This window comes from Globicatella sulfidifaciens DSM 15739 (assembly GCF_900167405.1).
Lineage (GTDB): Bacteria > Bacillota > Bacilli > Lactobacillales > Aerococcaceae > Globicatella > Globicatella sulfidifaciens.
The window spans coordinates 16,124-39,386 of sequence record NZ_FUWO01000007.1; the positions used below are offsets into that span (position 1 = coordinate 16,124).

The 23,263-nt window shown below is 36.1% G+C and carries 15 protein-coding genes; 13 read left to right on the top strand and 2 right to left on the bottom strand.

Annotated elements, in window-relative coordinates; genetic code table 11:
* Positions 1-304 precede the first annotated feature (304 nt).
* From glgB to glgA, 4 genes are read left to right on the top strand one after another with little or no spacing between them, the layout of a single operon-like run.
* Positions 305-2,185, top strand: coding sequence for a 1,4-alpha-glucan branching protein GlgB (glgB, locus tag B5D12_RS04900; RefSeq protein ID WP_078755752.1), 1,881 nt, complete (start codon positions 305-307; stop codon positions 2,183-2,185).
* Between the two features lie 58 nt (positions 2,186-2,243).
* The gene (locus B5D12_RS04905; RefSeq protein WP_078755753.1) at positions 2,244-3,395 is read left to right on the top strand and encodes a glucose-1-phosphate adenylyltransferase; all 1,152 of its coding nucleotides are present in this window, start codon (positions 2,244-2,246) and stop codon (positions 3,393-3,395) included.
* Positions 3,382-4,524, top strand: a complete 1,143-nt coding sequence (gene glgD / locus B5D12_RS04910; protein WP_078755754.1) for a glucose-1-phosphate adenylyltransferase subunit GlgD — start codon at positions 3,382-3,384, stop codon at positions 4,522-4,524. Before B5D12_RS04905 ends, glgD begins: the two co-directional genes overlap by 14 nt.
* A gap of 15 nt (positions 4,525-4,539) precedes the next feature.
* The gene (gene glgA / locus B5D12_RS04915) at positions 4,540-5,982 is read left to right on the top strand and encodes a glycogen synthase GlgA (protein ID WP_078755828.1); all 1,443 of its coding nucleotides are present in this window, start codon (positions 4,540-4,542) and stop codon (positions 5,980-5,982) included.
* A 638-nt stretch (positions 5,983-6,620) separates the two neighbouring features.
* On the opposite strand, the gene B5D12_RS04920 is transcribed toward glgA, so the two are convergent.
* The gene (locus tag B5D12_RS04920) at positions 6,621-7,388 is read right to left on the bottom strand and encodes a gamma-glutamyl-gamma-aminobutyrate hydrolase family protein (protein WP_066126853.1); all 768 of its coding nucleotides are present in this window, start codon (positions 7,386-7,388) and stop codon (positions 6,621-6,623) included.
* A 249-nt stretch (positions 7,389-7,637) separates the two neighbouring features.
* Here B5D12_RS04920 and B5D12_RS04925 point away from each other — a divergent pair, with 249 nt between their 5' ends.
* The 3 genes from B5D12_RS04925 to B5D12_RS04935 all read left to right on the top strand — a co-directional run bounded on the left by B5D12_RS04925 (position 7,638) and on the right by B5D12_RS04935 (position 10,298).
* Positions 7,638-7,997 (top strand): HesB/YadR/YfhF family protein, encoded by a 360-nt coding sequence (locus tag B5D12_RS04925; RefSeq protein WP_078755755.1) that lies wholly within the window; start codon positions 7,638-7,640, stop codon positions 7,995-7,997.
* Between the two features lie 212 nt (positions 7,998-8,209).
* On the top strand, positions 8,210-9,229 hold the full coding sequence (gene holA / locus B5D12_RS04930; RefSeq protein ID WP_078755756.1) for a DNA polymerase III subunit delta: 1,020 nt from the start codon (positions 8,210-8,212) through the stop codon (positions 9,227-9,229).
* 85 nt (positions 9,230-9,314) lie between these two features.
* On the top strand, positions 9,315-10,298 hold the full coding sequence (locus B5D12_RS04935) for a diaminopimelate dehydrogenase (RefSeq protein WP_078755757.1): 984 nt from the start codon (positions 9,315-9,317) through the stop codon (positions 10,296-10,298).
* An 83-nt stretch (positions 10,299-10,381) separates the two neighbouring features.
* Here the strand turns inward: B5D12_RS04935 and B5D12_RS04940 are convergent, their stop codons facing one another.
* Positions 10,382-11,215: a pyruvate, water dikinase regulatory protein gene (locus B5D12_RS04940; RefSeq protein ID WP_078755758.1), complete on the bottom strand. Its 834-nt coding sequence runs from the start codon at positions 11,213-11,215 to the stop codon at positions 10,382-10,384.
* 56 nt (positions 11,216-11,271) lie between these two features.
* Between B5D12_RS04940 and B5D12_RS04945 the strand changes: the two genes are divergently transcribed.
* The 6 genes from B5D12_RS04945 (at position 11,272) to B5D12_RS04970 (ending at position 23,261) form a co-directional block, all read left to right on the top strand.
* Positions 11,272-11,760, top strand: coding sequence for a Fur family transcriptional regulator (locus tag B5D12_RS04945; protein ID WP_078755759.1), 489 nt, complete (start codon positions 11,272-11,274; stop codon positions 11,758-11,760).
* A gap of 188 nt (positions 11,761-11,948) precedes the next feature.
* Positions 11,949-12,122 (top strand): 30S ribosomal protein S21, encoded by a 174-nt coding sequence (gene rpsU / locus B5D12_RS04950; protein ID WP_066126806.1) that lies wholly within the window; start codon positions 11,949-11,951, stop codon positions 12,120-12,122.
* 263 nt (positions 12,123-12,385) lie between these two features.
* Positions 12,386-18,919 (top strand): pullulanase, encoded by a 6,534-nt coding sequence (locus B5D12_RS04955; protein ID WP_078755760.1) that lies wholly within the window; start codon positions 12,386-12,388, stop codon positions 18,917-18,919.
* Between the two features lie 546 nt (positions 18,920-19,465).
* Complete coding sequence (gene pdhA, locus B5D12_RS04960; protein WP_078755761.1) at positions 19,466-20,575, top strand: pyruvate dehydrogenase (acetyl-transferring) E1 component subunit alpha; 1,110 nt, start codon at positions 19,466-19,468, stop codon at positions 20,573-20,575.
* Positions 20,575-21,552, top strand: a complete 978-nt coding sequence (locus B5D12_RS04965) for an alpha-ketoacid dehydrogenase subunit beta (protein ID WP_078755762.1) — start codon at positions 20,575-20,577, stop codon at positions 21,550-21,552. The genes pdhA and B5D12_RS04965 overlap by 1 nt, the downstream gene beginning before the upstream one ends.
* An 89-nt stretch (positions 21,553-21,641) precedes the next feature.
* Complete coding sequence (locus B5D12_RS04970) at positions 21,642-23,261, top strand: 2-oxo acid dehydrogenase subunit E2 (protein WP_078755763.1); 1,620 nt, start codon at positions 21,642-21,644, stop codon at positions 23,259-23,261.
* Positions 23,262-23,263: the final 2 nt, after the last annotated feature.

Here is a 23,263-nt window from a genome sequence, read left to right on the forward strand (position 1 = left end):
TGAATCATTATTAAAACAGCTTTAGTTTGAAAATAATGATTCTTTTTTTACGCTTATATCAGAGAAAACAATGAAAATAGAAAAGGCCATAAACAGATTGTAAACGCTATCAGAAATGTGGTATAATAAGTTATCATCAAATTTTGTAAGTTGGTGAATCCATTATGTAAAAAACACGTAAAACATTATATTTTCATGAGAAAAAAAGCAACTTTCGTTTACATGGTCATAATTTAATATTATAATGAAAATATAGTTTTATTTAAGGGGGATGATTTAAATCGACACTACATTAATTGATAACATGACCGATCATGTTTATTTTTTTAATAACGGCGTTCATCGAGATGCTTATAAATTTTTAGGTAGTAAAAAAACAGTGGTTAACGACCAAACAGGCTATTTATTTTCAGTCTGGGCACCTAATGCTTATAATGTCTTTCTCACTGGGGATTTTAACCATTGGGATCGAACGCAAATGGAACGCTTAGAAGGCGGTGTTTGGAGTGTTTTCGTAGCGAATGCTACTCCAGGGCAGTGTTACAAATATGGTATTGATCACGGGAATGGCTATATTGAATATAAGATGGATCCTTTTGGCTATCGCTTTGAAATTGCACCGAAAGATGCCACTATTATTGAAGATTTGCCAGATTTTAATTGGACTGACGGTCAATGGATGTCTCGTCGGGAACGTGTGAATAAATTTGAACAACCCTTAAATATTTATGAAGTTCATGCAACGAGTTGGAAACAACATCCGGACGGTCGCTATTATACTTTAACTGAGTTAGCTGATAGTTTAATCCCTTATGTAAAAGAGATGGGATATACTCATATCGAATTAATGCCGATTATGGATCATCCACTGGAAGCTTCTTGGGGTTATCAAATTACAGGATATTATGGTCTTTCTGGACGGATGGGGCGTTTCAGTGAATTAAAATATTTTGTTAATTTAGCACACGAAAATGGGATTGGTGTATTTTTAGACTGGGTTCCGGGTCATTTCTGTCGCAATGCCTATGCTTTAGCTTATTTTGATGGGACGCCGACTTTTGAATACCAAGATGTTAATCGAGCAACCAATGTTGGCTGGGGGACTTTAAATTTTGATTTAGGCAAAACACAAGTTCATAGTTTTCTTATTTCGAATGCTATGTTTTGGCTAAAAGAATTTCATATTGATGGTATCAGAGTGGACGCCGTTTCGAATATGATATTTCTTGATTTTGACCAAGGTCCTTGGACACCAAATATTTATGGTGGTAATGAGAACCTTGAAGGGATTGGCTTTTTAAGAAAACTAAATCAAACAGTTCATGAAGAATTTCCAGGCGTTTATATGATGGCTGAGGAAAGTTCTAATCGTGAACATATTACAGGGTCATTGGAAATACCAGATAGTTTAGGTTTTGATTATAAGTGGAATATGGGGTGGATGAACGATACCTTGCGTTTCTTCGAATTACCACCATACGAACGACCTAAAAATTTACAGTTAATTACTTTTGTTTTTATGTATCAATATAAAGAACGCTATATTTTGCCTTATTCACATGATGAAGTCGTTCATGGAAAACATTCACTATTAGGAAAAATTCATGGTACTCGTTACGAACAATTTTCAACCTTAAGATTAATGCAAGGCTATATGGCAGCTCAACCTGGGAAAGTCTTAAACTTCATGGGGAATGAATTAGGACAATATCTCGAATGGCGCTATTATTCTGAATTAGAATGGATTGATTTAACGAGAGAATATAATAGTGAGTATCAGCAATTCGTTAAAGATGTGAATCATTTTGTCCTTGAACATAAAGCAATGCATCAATTAGATCATGAAGAAGCCGGATTAAGAGTATTAGAAGCTGACACTTATGACGATGGGTATTTAACGCTCATCCGACAAGGAAAACAACCACGTGATTTTGTAATTGTTGCTTGTAATTTTGAAAATAAATGGCAAAATAACACGCCGATTGGGGTGCCTTATAAGGGACAATATCAAGTAGCATTAGATTCGGATGAAGCTAAATATGGCGGTCAAAGAACCGAAGAACATCCGATTTATAAAACCAAAGAGGGACCACAAAATGGTGAACCTTTCATGATTGAACTCGATTTGCCACCGTTATCAGTCATTTATTTACAACCGAAAAGAGTCTATGGCGTGAATAAATAAGGAAGGAGCAAGATTACAGAATATGTAAGGCGCCTTTACATAGTAATCAGTGATTTGAATGAAACAAGAAATGTTAGCGATGATCTTGGCAGGGGGCCAAGGAACTCGTTTAGGAGTGCTTACTAAGCAAATCGCCAAACCTGCTGTGCCATTTGGCGGTAAATATCGTATTATCGATTATGCAATGAGTAACTGTGTTAACTCTGGCATTAAACGAGTAGGGGTCGTCACTCAGTACCAACCCCTTGAACTAAATGAGCATATTGGCAATGGATCTGCGTGGGGCTTAACTGGGCGTAATGCTGGAGCGACTATTTTACAACCTTATTCTTCTTCCGATGGTGAAAAATGGTTTAAAGGAACAGCCAATGCTATTTATCAAAATATCTCTTATATTGATTCAATTAATCCAGAATATGTTTTGGTCCTTTCAGGCGACCATATTTATAAAATGGATTATTCTGAAATGCTAGAAAATCATAAAGCGAATAATGCGACTTTAACCGTAGGGGTTATCCCAGTACCTATTAAAGAAGCTTCACGTTTTGGAATTATGAATACGGACCATGCGAATCGTATTATTGAATTTGAAGAAAAACCAAAAGAACCAAAAAGCAATTTAGCGTCTATGGGTATCTATATCTTTAATTGGAAAACATTAAGAAGATATTTAGTGGAAGACCAAGCTAAAGCCCGTGAAATGGAAGATTTTGGTAAAAATGTGATTCCAGCTTATCTAGATAATGGGGAAAATTGTTTTGCTTATCCATTTGAAGGATATTGGAAAGATGTTGGAACAATTGAAAGTTTATGGGAAGCTAATATGGAAACATTATCTCCAGATCACCCGTTAAACCTTTCAAAAGATGACTGGCGTATCTATACTAATAATCCTGTGACACCACCACAATTCATTACAGCAGATGCTAAATTAAATGATTCATTAGTTGTTGACGGTTGTTATGTTGCCGGAGATATCGAACATTCGATTCTATCACTAAATGTTAAAGTAGGTAAAGGATCTAAAGTAAGTGATTCATTAGTTATGTCAGGTGTTACGATTGGTGAAAATTGTACAGTTGAATATGCGATTATTGGTGAGAATGCGGTGATTGCAGATGGTGCTTCAGTGGTAGGGACTAAAGATAAAATTGCTGTTGTAGGGTATGAAGAAGTAATAGGAGGTCCGAAAAACGATGGTGAAGAATAAATTATGTGCGATTGTTAACTTAACAGAAAATGAAGATCAATTAAAACCGTTAACCCATCTTCGCCCGATTGCGGCCCTGCCATTTGCAGGTCGTTACCGGGTAGTGGACTTCTCTTTATCGAGTATTGCTCATGCAGAAATTGATTCCTGTGCGTTATTTATTTCAGAGTCTGGACGTGCGGTATATGACCATATTCGTTCAGGTGACTCATGGAATTTTGACTCACAAATTACCGGTGGGATTTTTACATTTTCTCAACAAAATTGGAAATTACGCCATTTACGAGAGCGTGGTAAGGGTGATTTCTATGATAATCATCGTATCTTTATGAAACGTAGCCATGCAGAGTATGTTTTTGTTTCAGGATCAAAAATGATTAGCAATGTGGATATTCGAGCGGTTTACAAGCATCATATCGATAGCGAAGCCGATATCACAGCAGTTTATAAACCTGTTATTTTAGATAAAGTTCGAGACTATACTGTTGACATGAATCTTAAATTAGATGAATATGGGCAATTGGTAGACGTAGTACCACTAAAAGAAGCGAGTGTGGGTGAGAAAGTCAATATGAGCTTAAATATGTATATTTTAAGTGTTGATAAAATGAACGAGATTATTCAACGAGCAGAAGCGGAAGGCAATTATCAAGAAGTTGATAGTTTAATTGAAGAATGCTTATTGGATTATACTGTCAATGTATATGAATATACTGGTTATTCAGCTAATGTCGAAACGACGGATCGTTTCTATCAAGCGAATATGGATATGTTAGACCGCTCTAAATTCAATTCATTATTCTATACGAGTCAACCAATATTAACCAAGATTAAAAATGGTGTACCAAGCTACTATGATAATGATTCAAAAGTAACGGAATCGATTATTGGTACAGGGGTTAGAATTGATGGTGAAGTGACGCGTTCAGTTATTAATCGTAAGGTATATGTCCACAAGGATGCTGTAGTGAAAGAAAGTCTGATTTTCCAAGGAACAACAATCGGGGAAGGTGCACAAGTGGAATATGCCATTGTTGATAAAGCATGTACGATTAAACCAGGTGCTAAAGTAATTGGGACGCCGGATAATATTAAAGTGATTGGCAAAAATACAGTAGTAGAAGCGTAGGTGTAGTTCATGACAATGAAAGTATTATTCGCTTCGGGAGAAGCAGCACCGTTTTTTAAAACGGGAGGATTAGGTGATGTTGCCTATGCTTTACCTAAAGAACTAGCTAAGCAAGGTGTCGATATTCGCGTTGTATTACCTAATTATGTGCAAATGCCACAAGAATATAAAGAACAATTAGAAGAAAGCCGTCATTTTAGATTTCAATTAGGTGAGAAAAATGTTTATTGCGGAATTAAATCACTGAAATTAGAAGGTGTAACCTATTATTTTATTGACAATTTAAGTTATTTTGATCGTCGTTCATTGTATGGTGAATGGGATGATGGGGAGCGATTTGGCTATTTCTCTACTGCGATTATTGAAATGTTAGAAGTAATTGATTGGATTCCAGATATTGTTCATTGTAATGATTGGCATACAGCAATGGTACCAGTGTTATTAGTGGACCGTTATCATTGGAAAAATCGTTTGCGTCATATTCGTAAAGTTTTCACCATTCATAATTTACGCTTTCAAGGGATATTTGAACCAAGCATTTTACCGAATGTTTTTGGAACAGGTTATAATACCTATACTCATGATGGTTTACAATGGAAAGATTGCGTAAACTTTATGAAAGGAGCGATTAATTTTTCCGATATTGTGACAACGGTAAGTCCCACTTATGCCAAAGAAATTATGACACCAGAATTTGGTGAACAATTAGAAGGCGCCTTACTTTATAATCAATGGAAAGTTCGCGGGATTATTAACGGGATTGATTATGATATTAATAATCCTGAAACAGACCCATTAATTCCTTATCATTTTAATGTTGATGACTTATCAGGTAAAAAAGCGAATAAGCAAGCATTACAAGAAAGTGTTGGTTTACCAGTACGCGACGATGTTCCGATTATTGGGATGGTTTCACGGTTAACGGATCAAAAAGGATTCCAATTAATTGAAGAACGTTTAGAAGAATTACTCAGTCAAGCTGAAGTTCAAATCGTTTTATTGGGTACGGGTGAGGCTCGCTTTGAACATTCGTTTAGATATTTCGAACAAAAATATCCTGATAAAATGAAAAGTTTAATCAAATTTGACTTAAAAACAGCACAATTAATTTATGCTGGTAGTGATATGTTTTTAATGCCAAGTGCCTTTGAGCCATGTGGTCTGTCACAAATGATGTCGATGCGTTATGGTACTTTGCCTATTGTTCATGAAACAGGCGGATTGAAAGATACGGTCCAGCCATATAATCAATATACAGGAGAAGGCACTGGATTTAGCTTTAATGGCTTTAATAGTTGGAACTTATTATCCACAATTTATCGTGCATTAACCGTGTATTATCAGCGACCTGATCATTGGGCTGGTTTAGTTCGTCAAGCGATGGAAAAAGACTTTAGTTGGCAACAACCAACTCAGCAGTATTTAGATATTTATCGTAGCTTATTGAAAGAAGGATGATTAAACTGAAAAGTTTTAAATCATCGCTCAATTTAGAAGTCTTTATTGTCGTGTACGTAGTAAAAACTATATAGATCATGTCAAGATAAACTAGTCGAGTAGTAACGGTAGTTGCTATTCGGCTTTTTTGTCATGAAAATCCTAGTTGTATTGAAGATGGATAAAGTCTACTTGAAGAGATAGAAGGAAGTGTTGCTAAGAAATCAGCTTTTCTAAAGATTATTTTGTACAAATACCGTACTAGACTATGTAGATGGAGGTAGTTAGATTATTGTCGGATGATAAAGTAAAAAGAGAGGATTAAATTTAATTAAATTTGATATGTCAAATCCTACAAGGACTATTAATACTTTAAAAAATCGAAAAAGTGAGCAAGAAGTGAAATCCATACGATTTTCTACTTCTTGCCCACTCAATTACTGAGTTTTTAATTAGCAATCAGTGACTTGACTGCATACCTAACTCATAAAAAGCAGTAGATACAACTTTCCACTCGCGATATTTTTAGCAGATGCAACCTAACAAATTATGATTATTTTGCTGAGCAACCAGAGGTTAAAAACATTGAGACTTAAACTAAAAATAAAAGTTACAATAAGATTACCCTATTTGTTGCACGTAATTTTTATACTAAAAGCTTAAATATTATAATATGGGGTTTCTTTTCTTGCTTTAATATGATGTTTAGCATCATTGGCACGTTTAACCAAATCAGCAAAAATAGCTAAACTTTGTTCATTATTTTTCAGTGCATTCAATTCAGGATGCCATTGTAACCCTAAAATACTCTGATTGTTTTCAAATAATTCAATCGCCTCAACGACTTTATCTTGACTCCAAGCCGATACGGTTAATCCGTCTGCGACATCTTTAATGACTTGGTGATGGAAAGAATTCACATAGTCGCCTGTTTGAAAGATTTTAGCAATATGTGATTTTTCTTTTACAGCGATAGAATGAGTTGGATGATGGGGCTTTGTTTTTTGCACATGTTGAATGGTAATGTCTTTGTTTTCAGATAAATCCTGATAAAGTGATCCGCCTAAAACTACGTTAATTAATTGTAAACCACGACAAATGCCTAAAATCGGTTTTTGTTGTTTCATTGCTTCTTTTAACAATAAGATTTCGCTACGATCACGTTCTGGGGACGTAGGGCCAATGACCATTCGCGGTTCTTCATTATATAATTTAGGTGATACGTCTTCACCACCAGTTAATAATAAGCCATCTACAATAGAAATCAACTCTTCAGCATTATCTGTGTCCATGATGGGTAAGATAATAGGTGAGCCACCTACTTTTTCGATAGCTTTGCTAAAACCCAAAGGCGAATAATTAACATTAAAGGGTTGTGCACTAGATAATAATGAAATATTTCCGGTGATACCGATTACTGGTTTCATGAAGTTCCTCCTTGTAATATATATATAAATATAAAATGTTAAAATTATTCTTTCATTATAACGTATTAAAGCTTTTACGCAACCTTTAAAAAAATTGTAATGAAAATTTGTGAAATAACGGGCTCAGAATAGCTGTTGTTAAATGAAAGTGATGGTTTCATTTACCAAAGTAATAATCGATAAACTTGTATAAATAATCATTATTAATTACAATGAAACTACATTGATAAAATTGAGAGGATGTTACAGATGAAATTAGTTGTTTCGGAAGCAGCTCAGGCATGGTATGCAGAGGAAATGGGGTTAACCCCCACGACTGGTATTCGCTTTTTTGGGAAAGTCTATGGCAATTCACCAGTTCATGAGAATTTTTCTTTAGGGATGGAGGTAGCCGAACCAAGCCGACCTTTAGTCATGACTGAAGTAAAGGGAACTAAATTTTTTATTGAAGAAAGTGATGAATGGTATTTTGATGGTTATGATTTTTATGTAGACTATGATGAAAAATTACAAGAACCAACTTATCATTATGAGCCAGCTGCCGGTTCGCATGCACCGCATGCCGATTATATAGTCGATACGACCACTGGCTCTTCTAAAAAAGACTAAGTTTAAATAAACCGTCATGTAGTAGTAAGCCAATAGATATTGGAATAAATATCATGTGGAATAGAATTACTATTTAAATAAACCGTCAACTAGTAGTGAGCTAATAGATTTGTGAGTATTAGTTTATAGATATCGTGACTTTTTAATATGAATTCAGAGATACCTAGTATTAGTAAAAATAGGTATAATAATTAATAAAAAAGGAGGTTACTATGAAAGTACAAGAGGCAATTAAACAGATCAAGAAGGGAGAGTTTCAACCTAATTATTTATTATTAGGCTCTGAAAGTTATTTACAATCTACTTTTATGTCAAGTTTGACTGCGGCACTCTCAGCAGCGGATGAGTTAGACGTGATGCATATTGATTTGAATGTCGATACTATACAAGCTGTATTAGACGAAGCCGAGTTATATTCTTTTTTTACAGAATACCGTTTGATTATAGTAGAAAATGTGACCTTCTTAAATGCCCATCCTAATCAAAAATTAAGCGATTCTGAACAAAAACAATTAATCGCTTATCTTGATAATCCTAATCCCAATTCGATTGTAGTTTGGCGAGTAAGTGCTGATGAGTTAGATAAACGTAAAAAAATAACGAAAGCATTTAGTACCAAGTCCACGATTGTTGATGTTGCTGCTATTAAAGAACAGGATGTCAAACGCTATTTAAATTCATATATTCAAGAAAATAACTTAAAGATTACCTCTGATGCTTTAAACGAATTATTGAATCGCGTTCAATCCAATTTAAGTACCGCTATGTTGGAAATTGTTAAATTAAAAAGTTATGCCATCAGTGGGAAAGAGGTATCTATCGACGTGGTTCAACAATTAGTACCACGCGTCTTGGAATCGGATGTATTTGAACTAACCAATGCTTTATTAAGCCGAAAAGCAGCAAAGGCTAAGCAAATTTATGATGATTTAATATTGATGAAACATGAACCGATTGCGATTTTGGCCTTGTTAATCTCGCAGTTTCGTTTAATGCTTCAAGTAAAGTTATTATCAAGTACCGGACAATTAGAACAGAATATTGCCAGCCAACTAGGGGTTCATCCGTACCGTGTGAAATTAGCAAGTCAGCTAGCAGTTAAATATTCCCTAAAGGACATCCAAAGATTTTATCAACAATTAATTGAAACGGATTATCAAATGAAGACGGGCATTGGGGATAAAGAGATGTATTTTTATTTATTAATGACTCAATTTATGCAAATGAAATGAAAATAGCCATTGATTTCAAATTAAAACTTGCATTTAAATTAAGAAACGATTAGAATTTACTTATAAATTTAATTGAGGTGATTTGATGAACAAAATTAAAATAGGTATTATTGGATATGGCAATCTGGGTCGTGGAGTAGAATTATCTGTCGCACAACAACCAGATATGGAATTAGTAGGGATTTTTACACGACGTGATCCCCAAACAATTGAGCCACAAGATCCAGTAGTTAAAGTTCATCAAATAAATGAAGCACAACATTTTAAAGATAAAATTGATGTTATGATTTTATGTGGGGGATCTGCAACTGATTTGCCTGAACAAACGCCGGAATTTACTCAATGGTTTAATACCGTCGATAGCTTTGATAATCATGCGGAAATTGCCCAACATTTAGCAAAGGTTAATCAAGTGGCAACAAACGCTGAAAAAGTAAGTGTTATTTCAACGGGCTGGGATCCGGGTTTATTTTCATTAAATCGGGTACTCTTTTCATCGATATTAAGCAATCCACATTTTGATACATTTTGGGGCAAGGGGGTATCGCAAGGTCACTCGGATGCGATTCGTAGAATCGAAGGTGTTCAAGATGCCAAACAATATACGATACCTGTCACAAGTGCCATTGAACACGTACGTTCTGGTCAATCTCAGCCCCTTACAGCACGTCAAAAACATCGTCGAGAGTGTTATGTAGTATTAAAAGAAGGGGCGGATGAGCATCTTGTTAGAGAAGCCATCATCACGATGCCAAATTATTTTGAACCTTATGAGACGACCGTTCACTTTGTAACTCAAAGGGAATTAGATGAGAAACACTCTGGATTACCTCATGGTGGTTTTGTGGTAGCCAGTGGTCAAACAGGTGTCGATAATCAACAAGTGATGGAGTTTAAATTAGATTTGGATTCTAACCCTGAATTTACAGCTAGTGTCTTAACTGCTTATGCAAGAGCGGCTTATCGATTAGCTAATGAGGGGCAATTTGGTGCTAAAACCGTTCTGGACATTCCAATCGCGTTATTATCGTTTGCCAGTCGTGAGGAATTAATTCAATCATTGTTATAATATGAAAAAAAGATTTCTGTGCTTATAGTCTTCATCAAGTGAATTTGATAGAATAGCACAGAAATCTATTTGTTTATGAATGATTACCAAGCTTTATTAGTTAATCCTAGTGATTGGACAATAATAGAAGCTGATTCTTCGATACTACGTTCTGCAGTATTCACGACTAAACACCCTAATTTTTGATAGAGTTCGCTTGAAAACTTTAACTCTTCATTGACTCGTTCCATAGAGGCATATTTAGTACCTGATGGTAATCCATATTCTTTCATACGATTTTCGCGATGTAAATTGACTACGGTATCTGAAGTTGTCAATCCAACTATTTTTTTGGGATCAATTTCAAATAAGACTTTAGGAATAGTGTTTTCAGGGATTAGCGGAAGATTGGCGACTTTATAGCCCATGTTGCCGAGATACATACTTAAAGGGGTTTTACTTGTTCTTGAAATGCCCAGTAAGACAATGTCGGCCTCAATTAAACCATTAGGGTCTTTTCCATCATCATAACGCATACAAAACTCCATTGCGCTCACACGTTCAAAATATTCTTCTGATAAATCGTGTTGAGCACCGACTATTTTACTGGGTCCTTTGGATGTTCGCTTAGTAATCTCATTAAGAACAGGTTTCATTATATTGAAGTATGTTAATTTATGTTGTACGCAATAATTCTCAATATATTCTGCTAACTCGTTATTAACCAAGGTTAATAAGAGGATACCGTTACGCTTTGTCGCTTCTTTTAATATTTCATCTGCAGATTCTTTGTTTGAAATAAACATAAATTTATGCAATACTGTAGTAACAGTAGGAAATTGGGCAATGGCTGCTTTGGCTAATTTACTAGCAGTCTCACCAATCGAATCGGAGATAATATAAAAATCTATTTTGTTATTTGGGTTTTGTTTTTCCATTAGGAACCTCCTGAATGATTATTATTTTAACTATACCATAAATGTGAGGGATTTAAATGAAAAATCATCATCATTGTCGTGATCATGTGCATTATGATGCGCGTGAACAACAATCAGTTAAAGAAATCGTAGCAGATGGCTTAAAAAAATTCAAAGAGGCCGGTTACAAAAAGACCAAAAAACGTGAAGAAATTTTAACTTTTTTCGCAGAAGAAAACCGTTATATTAGCGCACAAGATGTCCATCAACATATGGTCAAAAAATATCCTACGATGAGTTACAATACGACTTATCGTAATCTTTATGATTTCGTTGAAACAGGCTTATTAGAAGGAACAGAATATAATCAAGAACAGATGTTCCGTATCAGTTGTGGAGCGGATCATCATCACCATCATTTTATCTGTACCAATTGTGGTATTGCGATACCATTAGATGCCTGTCCAATGGATCAAGTAACGACCAATTTATCAGATGTTGAAATTGAATGGCATCGATTCGAAATCTTTGGAAAATGCGAAAAATGTAAACACCTAACCAACTAATATTTTCTTTCAATTAGAACAGTATTCTCACTTGATTTTACACAAAGGTTTCATTATTTTGGGAAATTGTGATATTTTTTCAGGAAATAGTTGTAAAGTTTATGAGATTTGATATAATTATAAAAGGACTTATTAGATAAATAATAATCTAAGAAAGGTTACTCAATGCTTGGAGGGAGGGGAATCATATGTCAAAAACAGTAGTTCGTGATAACGAATCATTGGATGACGCTCTTCGTCGCTTCAAACGTAACGTTTCTAAAACAGGTACTTTAAGAGAAGCTCGTAAACGTGAGTTTTACGAAAAACCATCAGTAAGACGTAAGAAAAAATCAGAAGCAGCTCGTAAACGTAAGTTCTAGAAAACGTCTTGAGCGATATAGACAATTTGATATATCAAAAAGATTTAAACACTACTCAGTAATGGGTGGTGTTTTTCTTTTATTGGGAGTGTTATTTTTATTACGATATTTTTTCTATCGATTAAATTGATACCGCTAACAAACATTATAATCTCACTGTTACCGGTATCATTTTGAGATTTTAGCTAGCAAATAAAATTTTAAATTGATATTATTTAAGTAAACGATTACATCTCATGAGAGGTAAATGGAGGTATTAAGAAATGACCGGTAAGAATAACCTTGAGGTAAGACGGGCGAAGTTATCGCAGAAAGTCGAAAAATTTGGAATTCGTCGTTTTAAAGTTGGGACTGCTTCGGTATTAATTGGTGCAGGCTTATTTTTTAATGCGAATTTTGTTTCTGCTCAGACAGTGACGGATGGCACATTGAGTGATTCAGCTGATAGCGCCTTAGTAGCGGATGCTAATGCCACAGAAGCTGAAGTGCCACTAGTGGATACAGCTGTATCATCAGAAGTTAATGCGGATGCTATAGAGGAAACACCAGTAGTAGCGGAATCGAATACTGAGACAGTTGAAGAAGAAGCAGAAACAGAGTTAGCAGAGACATCAGATACAGAGGTTTCAGAGATACCAGAAACAGAGCTAGCAGAGACCACAGAAGCAGAAATTGCTGAAAGTGTCGAAGAGTCTACTCAATTACTTGAAACAACTATAGTAGATACAAACACTGCCGTTGAGGATGAGCCGATCAATGATGCAACGACAGTCAATGAACCTGTTACTTTATTAGCAGAATCAGTTGAAACATCCATTTCAGAAGAAGTGACGGAAGATTCAACACCAGTAACATCTAATTCAGATGAAGCAGTCAATACGATCGCTAGCAATGAAAAGCTAAGTGTAGCAGCTGCAATCAACAACATTGCAACGGATGTTGAACCAATTGAAGAAGGCATGATACGCCTACACTTTGAAAATTTACCTGAAGATAAAATAGGTACTTTAGGTATTTGGTATTGGGGTGGTGTAGAAAACGAATCTGAAGGTTGGCCGAAGGGTGCAACGCTCTTTGATCCTAATAAAAAAGATGAATACGGCTATTATATCGATATTGCTCAATCTGCTAATCCGGCAGACATTGGTTTCTTATTATTAGATACGGCCGGTACTGATGATGAAACGATTAAAATTACGCCAACAGATCAAACGGTTAAATTATTAACCGGTGAAATGAATGAAGCTTGGATTGATGCTGACTTCCAAACAAATAGCTATCAACCACTTAAAGACGAAAATGTTCTTAGAATTAATTATCTTCGTTCAGATAATAATTATGAAAATTTAGGTGTTTGGTCTTGGTTTGATGTAGAAAACGAACCACAAAATTGGCCAACAGAAGCTTTAATGTTTGAACAAGAAGGTCAATATGGTCGCTACGTTGATTTACCTTTATCGAAAGGCCTTGAGTCTAGCATTGGATTTTTAATCGTCAATACAGCGGATGGATCAAAACCTTTAACCGATTTAGCTTTTTCTGATCGTAAAACACATAGTCAAATATTCTTACGTGATAATGATCAAACCGTTTATACCAATCCATACTTTGTTGCTGAAAATAAAGTAGACCCAAGTACAGCGACGCCTGGAGTCCATAATGTTACAGTAGAAGCAAGTGTTAATAAGGAAGTGGAATCCAATCATTTTGCATTATTAGATGTGACCATTACCAATCCTGATAATGCTGAGATTAAGCAAATTATTGCGGATACTTCTGCGTTGGGGACAAGTGCTGAAGTTAAAATTTCTCCTGAATTAAATCGTGTGACGATTACTGCAACACATGATACAAAACCAGGTGAATATCAAATACCGATTCGTGTCTATGATGCCGATAATGGTTACTATGAAACAACAGCCTCAGTAGTCGTTAAAGAGCATGAAAAAGCTGAAGGTGAATTAGATTGGGACGAACAAGTCATCTACTTTATGTTGACTGACCGCTTCTTTGATGGTGATTCAACTAATAATAATCCCTATAATCTACCTTATGAATCAGCAAAAAATCAAGGCGGAGTCTATCGAGGCGGTGATTTTAAGGGAGTCACAGCTAAATTAGATTACTTGAAAGAATTAGGAGTTACATCAATTTGGGTAACGCCAATTGTTGAAAACATTAAGTATAATGTAGGCGGTACTGAGAATGTTGATGAGTTTTATGCTTATCATGGTTATTGGGCAAGTGATTTTGAAGAATTAAACCCACATTTAGGAAGTTTAGCAGATTTTCATGAATTGATTGATGAAGCAGCTGCTAGAGGCATTAACATCTTAGTCGATGTGGTGTTAAATCATCCTGGATATGGATTAAATGAAGGAGAGTCTTTACCAGTAGAAGGATTCCCGACAGCTGAAGATCAAGAGCGCTTTGCTGATTTAATCCGTCAAGAAGAGGGAATGGATCCAGATACTCAACGTAGCTTAAGTGGCCTTCCTGATTTCGAAACGGAACGACATGAAGTAAGAGAACAATTGGTCGCTTGGCAATCACAATGGTTAGAAAAAGCTACTACAAGTAAAGGTAATAGTATTTATGGTTTCCGAGTTGATACTGTGAAAAATGTGGATAATACAACTTGGCAACATTTCAAGAATGTATTAACAGAATTAGATTCAGATTTCCACTTAATTGGCGAATCATGGGGTGCAAATTATACCAATGATAATGACGATTTAGGTGAAGGAAAAATGGATAGTTTGTTAGACTTCGGTTTTAAAGAAATTGCTAAACAATTAGTCAATGGCGATTTAACCGGAGCTCAACAAGAATTAATTAATCGTAATGGGTTTATTACCAATGCGGAGTCTCTTGCACAATTTTTAAGTAGCCATGATGAAGATGGTTTTACCTATTCGTTAGATGGTGATTTAAATAAACAAAAGATTGCTGCTACTATTCAATTAACTGCTAAAGGGTTACCTGTTATTTATTACGGGGAAGAACTTGGTTTAAGTGGTAAAAATAATTGGCCTTATTATGACAATCGTTATCAATTCGATTGGGATAAGGTTGAAGGCAATGATATGCATGAGCATTATACGAAACTATTAGACTTTAGAAATGAACATTCTGAATTAATGGCGCGAGGAGATCGTACAACTTTAGCCGGAAATAATTCTGAAAAATGGTTAATTGCTAAACGGTCTTATAATGATCAAAATGCCTATATTGCAACTAACTTAAACGAAACAGCAACACCTTTAACCATTGAAGTGTCAGGAGAAGACACTGTCTTATTTGATCACTATTCAGGCAACTCTTATAATGCAACACTATCTGAAACAGGTCAGTATGTCGTTAATATTGAAGCCCCAGCGATTAACGATGGCGGAACCTTACTCTTAACGGTGACGAATGGTGACATTATTAATGCCAAATTAGCCTCAGAAGAAGAGCCACCAGTTGAAGAAGGCATGCTACGAATTCACTTTAAGGAATTACCAGATCAAGCACATGATACCTTAGGTTTATGGACTTGGGGTGATGTTGCGACGCCATCTGAACAATTAGGATCATGGCCGACCGGAGCAACTAACTTTGGCGAAGCAAGACAAGATGATTATGGCTACTATCTTGATGTTCGCAAATCAAGTTTAGAGGCTAAAAAGATCAATTACTTAATTAATAATAATAAAGGGGATAACATTACCGGTGATCAAAGCATTGATATTATTTCACCTGCGATGGATGAAGTGTGGATTGATGCTGATTGGGGTGTGAATTATTATAAACCGATTGAAACACCAAATACGGTACGTATTAATTACTATCGTACGGATGGTAACTACGATAATTTAGGTCTTTGGACATGGGGATCTTCTGAAAATCCAGGAGAAAACTGGCCAGATGGTATTGACCTTGACCGTGAAGGTGAATATGGCTATTATGCCGATGTCAAATTAAGTGATTTAGCTGAATTAGGATTTTTAATTGTTGATGAATCAACCGGAGAGAAAGTCCAAGAACAAGATTTTATCTTTAAAGATTTAGAAAATCACAGCCAACTATTCATCCGTGATAATGACCCAAAAATTTATACCAACCCATACTATGTTAGCCAAATTCAACTGAATAGTGCGGAACAATTATCAGAAAATACGATTGAACTTCAATTTTCAAGTACTGAAGGTTTAACTAATGAAGAGTTATTAAATGGCTTAACCGTCACGAGTTCAACGCAACAATCCGTTACCCTTGACTCTGTTGCTATCCAAGAGGGTGGCACTACTGTCTTATTAACAGGTGATTTCGCTATTGCCGATGCACCATTTGGTATTACCTTTGAGGATATTACAGTTAATACACGGACAGGATGGCGTTTAACTGACGAAGTATATGGTTATGATGGCGATTTAGGAATGAAATTAAATGAAACAGGCACTATCGCAGAAATGAATCTTTGGTCACCAAGCGCCCAAGAAGTGAATGTGGTTGTTTATGATAAAGATGATAATAATGCTGTTGTTGGACGAGTTGCGATGACCGCTTCAGATAAAGGCGTTTGGAATGTTAAGTTAGACGCAGGTAAAGATTTAGGGTTAGAAACCTTGACAAATTATCTCTATCATTATGAAATTATTCGTGATGGTAAAAAATATTTAGTATTAGATCCATATGCAAAATCAATGGGAGCATGGGATAATACTAATCCAATGCCAGTACCAGAAGATGTGGTGAGCAAACCAGTTGGAAAAGCTGCTTTTGTAGCGCCAGATCAACTAGGACCTAAATTAGATTTTGCCAATATTGAAGGCTATAAAAAACGTGAAGATGCGATTATTTATGAAGCACATGTTCGTGATTTTACCTCTGATCCTAATATCGCAGATGAATTAACGGCGCAATTTGGAACCTTTGCTGCTTTTGTGGAACGTTTAGATTATTTACAAGATTTAGGCGTAACCCATATTCAATTACTACCTGTAATGAATTATTATAATGTCAATGAGTTAATCAATGACGAACGTTTATTAGAGTATGCGTCAAGCAATTCTAATTATAACTGGGGCTATGATCCACAAAACTATTTTGCATTAACAGGCATGTATTCTGAAGATCCAACTAATCCAAGTAAACGGATTGAAGAGTTTAAGAATTTAGTGAATGAAATTCATAAAAGAGGGATGGGTGTGATTTTAGACGTTGTTTATAATCATACAGCTCAAGTTCACATCTTTGAAGATTTAGAACCCAATTATTATCATTTTATGAAAGCTGACGGTACACCTAAAGAATCATTTGGTGGTGGACGTTTAGGAACCACTCATAAGATGGCTAGAAGAGTTTTAGTTGATTCTATTAAATATTTAGTTGATGAATATAAAGTGGATGGATTCCGTTTCGATATGATGGGGGATCATGATGCGGCCTCTATAGAAGAAGCTTATAATGCAGCTAAAGCGTTAAATCCTAATATTTTAATGTTGGGAGAAGGATGGGTCACATATGAAGGGGATGATGGTTTACCAGAACAACCTGCTGACCAAACGTGGATGCAATTGACTGATAGCGTTGCTTCATTCTCTGATGAAATTCGTAATGAATTAAAATCTGGTTTTGGTAGTGAAGGACAACCACGCTTCTTAACCAATGGTGCGCGTAATTTAGAGTTAATCTTTAACAATATTATTGGACGCCCAAGTAACTTTAAAGCGGATGATCCAGGTGACGTGATTCAATATATCGCTGCCCATGATAACTTAACCTTGTTTGATGTCATCGCACAGTCGATTAAGAAAGATCCAAAAGATCATTCTGACGAAATATTAAGACGCGTCCGCTTAGGAAATAGTATTATTTTAACGTCACAAGGAACACCATTTATCCATTCTGGACAAGAATATGGAAGAACAAAACAATACTTACATCCGGATTATCGTACAACCGTAAGTGATGATTTAATTCCGAATAAAGCAACTTACATGGTTGATGCTGATGGTAACCCATTTGAGTATCCATATTTTATTCATGACTCTTATGATTCAAGTGATGCGATTAACCGTTTCGATTGGGAAAAAGCGACCAATGCTGAAAAATATGCAGAAAATGTGTTAACGCATAACTATACAAGAGGTTTAATTGCAATTAGACGTTCTACCGATGCTTTCAGTCATGATTTAGCAAGTGAAATTGATGAATATGTATCGTTAATTACGGTTCCTAACACAGATCCCAACGCTAGAGTAGAAGCCAATGATTTAATTATTGGTTATCAAGCTAAGGCATCTAATGGAGATATTTATGCTGTATTCATTAATGCGGATGATAAAGAAAGAACGGTTAATTTTGGCGGAGTCTTCAAACATTTAGCTGATGCGAAAGTCATTGCGGACGCTAAGCAAGCTGGAACCAGTGTGATTGAAACACCAGAAGGGGTCGTATTAGATAAAGATTCTATCACCTTAGATGGTTTAACAACTGCTATCTTGTTGATCAAGAAAGCAGAAGAGATACCAGGTCAAGAAGAAGAAACACCAGGTCAAGAAGGAGAAGCACCAGGCCAAGAAGAAGAAACACCAGGTCAAGAAGGAGAAGCACCAGGCCAAGAAGAAGAAACACCTTCTAAAGAAAAAGAAACTGATGCTAAAGCCAAACCGATTGAAAAAGTGGAATATGCAGCTGTTTTACCAAATACTGGTGAAAAAGTAAACACATCCATTTTCACAGCAGCTGCTTTATCGGTACTAGTCGGACTTGGTTTAATTGTCAAAAAAACCGAAGAAGAACAAGAATAGGTAACGAAATGAGCTAGTCGTAAGCGCAGGAATAGGATTGCGAATGCTATGTTTATAGTCACTGAATAAATGAATAAAAATAAAATTAACTATTAATCGCAACGCAACTAGTAGGAAGTGAGCACTCGAAGGGAAAATCATATGATTTTCTTCTTCTAGTTCACTTCTTTTTTGTTAATAACAATAGTAAAAACATTTCTTCACAAATTATATCGAATTTTAATTATGTTTCACAAAATTCGCTTTGAAAATTTAATAAATCTATGAAAAATATAACAGTTTAAAAGTTGTTTTATAACAGAGTAAACAAAAGCCAATGCTTTATTTATGAAAAAGTAAGAGTTTTTATTTAACATATAATTAAAAAAATCAATATGTGGTTCATATCACAAAGTCGATTGAAAGCCTATTATAACAATGATGTAAGCTATATTATACTTGCATTTACGAAGAGTTAGTGATACATTAAATTATGGAAGTAGAGATAATAACAGAAATTCGGGCTGTTTTATTTCGCATTAAAAAAAGGAAGGAAAGTGTACAAGTATGGCAAATAAGAACACTACTGTTTCAATCGAAAAGTTATTAGATCCAAATAACTTCGATTTTAGCACTGTACAAATCATCGATGAAGAGGGTAACGTTGTAAACGAAAACTTATTACCTGATTTATCTGATGAGCAATTAGTTAAGTTAATGGAGGATATGGTTTGGTCACGTATTTTACATGAACGTTCAACAGCGCTAAACCGTCAAGGACGTTTAGGATTCTACGCTCCAACAGCAGGACAAGAAGCTTCTCAATTAGGTTCTATCAATGCATTAGAACGTGAAGACTACATTATGCCAGGTTACCGTGATGTTCCTCAATTAATTAAACACGGTTTACCGTTACATAAAGCATTCTTATGGTCTCGTGGACACGTTGCGGGATCTACTTTTGATCAAGATTTAAATGCTTATCCACCACAAATCATCATTGGTGCTCAATATATTCAAGCTATGGGTGTAGGATTTGGATTAAAACGCGATGGTAAAAATGCAGTCGTTGCGACTTGGACAGGTGACGGTGGTTCATCACAAGGTGACTTCTACGAAGGAATTAACTTTGCTGGTTCTTATAAAGTACCTGCTATCTTCTTCATTCAAAATAATGGTTGGGCAATCTCAACACCACGTTCATTACAAACAGCTGCTCCAACATTAGCTCAAAAAGCTGTTGCGGCAGGTATTCCTGGTATCGTTGTTGACGGTATGGATATTTTAGCTGTTTACGCAGTGACAAAAGCTGCTCGTGAATATGCCTTAGCAGGTAATGGACCAGTTTTAATCGAAACATTATGCTACCGTTTTGGACCTCATACATTATCTGGAGACGATCCAACTCGTTACCAACCAGAAGGTGTTCAAGATGAATGGCAAGCAAAAGACCCATTAATTCGTTTCCGTAAATACTTAGAAAACAAAGGTTTATGGTCTAAAGAAAAAGAAGACGAAGTGATTGAACGTACACAAGAAGAAATTAAAGAAGCTGTTAAATTAGCTGATCAAGAACCAAAACAAAAAGTTTCAGATTTCTTAAAAAATATGTTTGAAACTCCAGACGTGTTCTTACAAGAACAAATCGCAAAATACGAAGCAAAGGAGAATAAATAATGGCTCAATTAACAATGATCCAAGCAATTAATCAAGCATTAGCGACAGAATTGCGTAACGATGACCGTACATTAATTTTCGGTGAAGACGTTGGTAAAAACGGTGGGGTTTTCCGTGCCACTGAAGGTTTACAAGATGAATTCGGTGAGGACCGCGTATTCAACACTCCTTTAGCAGAATCAGGAATTGGTGGTTTAGCGGTTGGGTTAGCTTTAACTGGTTTCCGTCCAATCCCAGAAATCCAATTCTTTGGATTCATATTTGAAGTTATGGACTCTGTTGTGGGTCAAGCAGCACGTACACGTTACCGTTTAGGTAATTCTCGTCAAATGCCAATCACTTTCCGTGCACCATTCGGTGGTGGTGTTCATACACCAGAAATGCACGCTGATAACTTAGAAGGATTATTAGCACAATCACCAGGGATTAAAGTGGTAATTCCTTCAAATCCATATGATGCAAAAGGTTTATTAATCTCTGCAATTCGTGATAATGACCCTGTGTTCTTCTTAGAACATATGAAATTATATCGTTCATTCCGTGAAGAAGTGCCTGAAAAAGAATATACCATTCCTTTAGGAAAAGCGAATATTGTTAAAGAAGGTAATGATGTTTCTGTCATTACTTACGGAGCAATGGTTCGTGAAGCAATCAAAGCTGCTGAAAACTTAGAAAAAGACGGAATTTCAGTTGAAGTTATGGACTTGCGTACGGTATCTCCATTAGACTTAGAAGCAATTTTAGCAACTGTACAAAAAACTAACCGCGTTGTTGTGGTTCAAGAAGCTCAACGTCAAGCGGGTGTTGGTGCACGTGTTATTGCTGAAATTTCTGAACGTGCTATCTTAGACTTAGAAGCACCAATCGGATTTGTTGCAGCACCAGATACAATCTTCCCATTTGGTCAAGCTGAAAAAGATTGGTTACCAAATGCAACAGATATCGAAGAACAAGTACGTAAAACTTACGAATTCTAATTGACATTATGCGAATCGATTGACCAGAGGTAAACCTGTTTTACCTCTTTGGTTAGTCTTAATATGAAAATTAAAAGGAGACAAAAATCATGGCATTTTTATTCAAATTACCTGAACTTGGCGAAGGTATTGTCGAAGGTGAAGTAGCATCTTGGCCAGTAAAAGAAGGCGACGAGATTAAAGAAGATGACGTTTTAGTTGAAATCCAAAACGACAAATCAGTTGAGTCTATTCCTTCTCCAGTATCTGGAAAAATCTTGAAAATTCATGTTCCTGAAGGAACAGTAGCAGTTGTAGGGGATGTATTAGTTGAAATCGATGCACCTGGTCACGAAGATGAAGCACCAGCAACTTCCCCAGCAGCACCAGCAGCGGCTGAAGTAACAGTGGCAGATTCGCAAGCACCAGCAGCGGGCACTTTCCAATTCAAATTACCTGAATTAGGAGAAGGAATTGTCGAAGGTGAAGTAGCATCTTGGCCAGTAAAAGAAGGCGACCATATCAATGAAGACGATGTTTTAGTTGAAATCCAAAACGATAAGTCTGTTGAATCAATCCCATCTCCAGTATCGGGTACCATTACTAAGATTGTGGTTCCTGAAGGAACTGTAGCCGTAGTAGGTGATGTACTAGTTGAAATTGCAGCTGAAGGACATGTCCCAGAATCAACACTAGCAACACCAGCAGCAACTCAAGCGGCTGCATCAGCACCAGCTTCAACAACTGCAAGTGCTCCAGTTGCAGCAGCAGATCCTAATCGTCGTGTATTAGCAATGCCTTCTGTTCGTAAATTAGCACGTGACAAAGGAATTGACATCTCATTAGTACCTGGTACAGGTGCCAATGGTCGTGTAACAAAAGCAGACGTTGAAAACTTTGATGGTTCAGCAGCAGTAGCTACACCAACAGCTCAAGTTGCTTCTACACCATCAACACCGGCTCAAAGTTCTGCCGCTCCTGCACAACAAGCAGCACCAGCGAAACCTTATACATCTAATTTATCAGATTTAGAAACTCGTGAACCAATGACACCAATGCGTAAAGCAATTGCTAAAGCAATGGTAACGTCTAAACATACTGCGCCACATGTTACTCACTTTGATGAAGTGGAAGTATCTGCATTATGGGATCACCGTAAGAAATTTAAAGCAGTGGCAGCTGAACGCGATACTAAATTAACATTCTTACCTTATGCTGTTAAAGCATTAGTGGCTGTTGTTAAGAAATATCCAGCTTTAAATGCTTCGATTGATGACGCAACGAATGAAGTTGTATACAAAAACTACTATAATATCGGTATTGCAACCGATACGGATCGTGGTCTATACGTGCCAGTTATTAAAGACGCTAATACTAAGTCAATGTTTGATATTGCAGATTCTATTACTGATTTAGCTGGAAAAGCTCATGAAGGTAAATTAACTGCCGGTGAAATGAACGGTGGCTCAATCACTATTTCTAACTTAGGTTCAGCAGGTGGTAAATGGTTTACACCAATTATCAACTATCCTGAAGTAGCTATTTTAGGATTTGGTGGTATCGTTCAAGAACCAATCGTTAATGCTGAAGGTGAATTAGCTGTCGGCCGTATGTTAAAATTATCATTAAGCTACGACCACCGTATTATCGATGGTGCAACTGCTCAAAAAGCAATGAACGAGTTCAAACGCTTAATTGCTAACCCAGAATTATTATTAATGGAAGGTTAAGG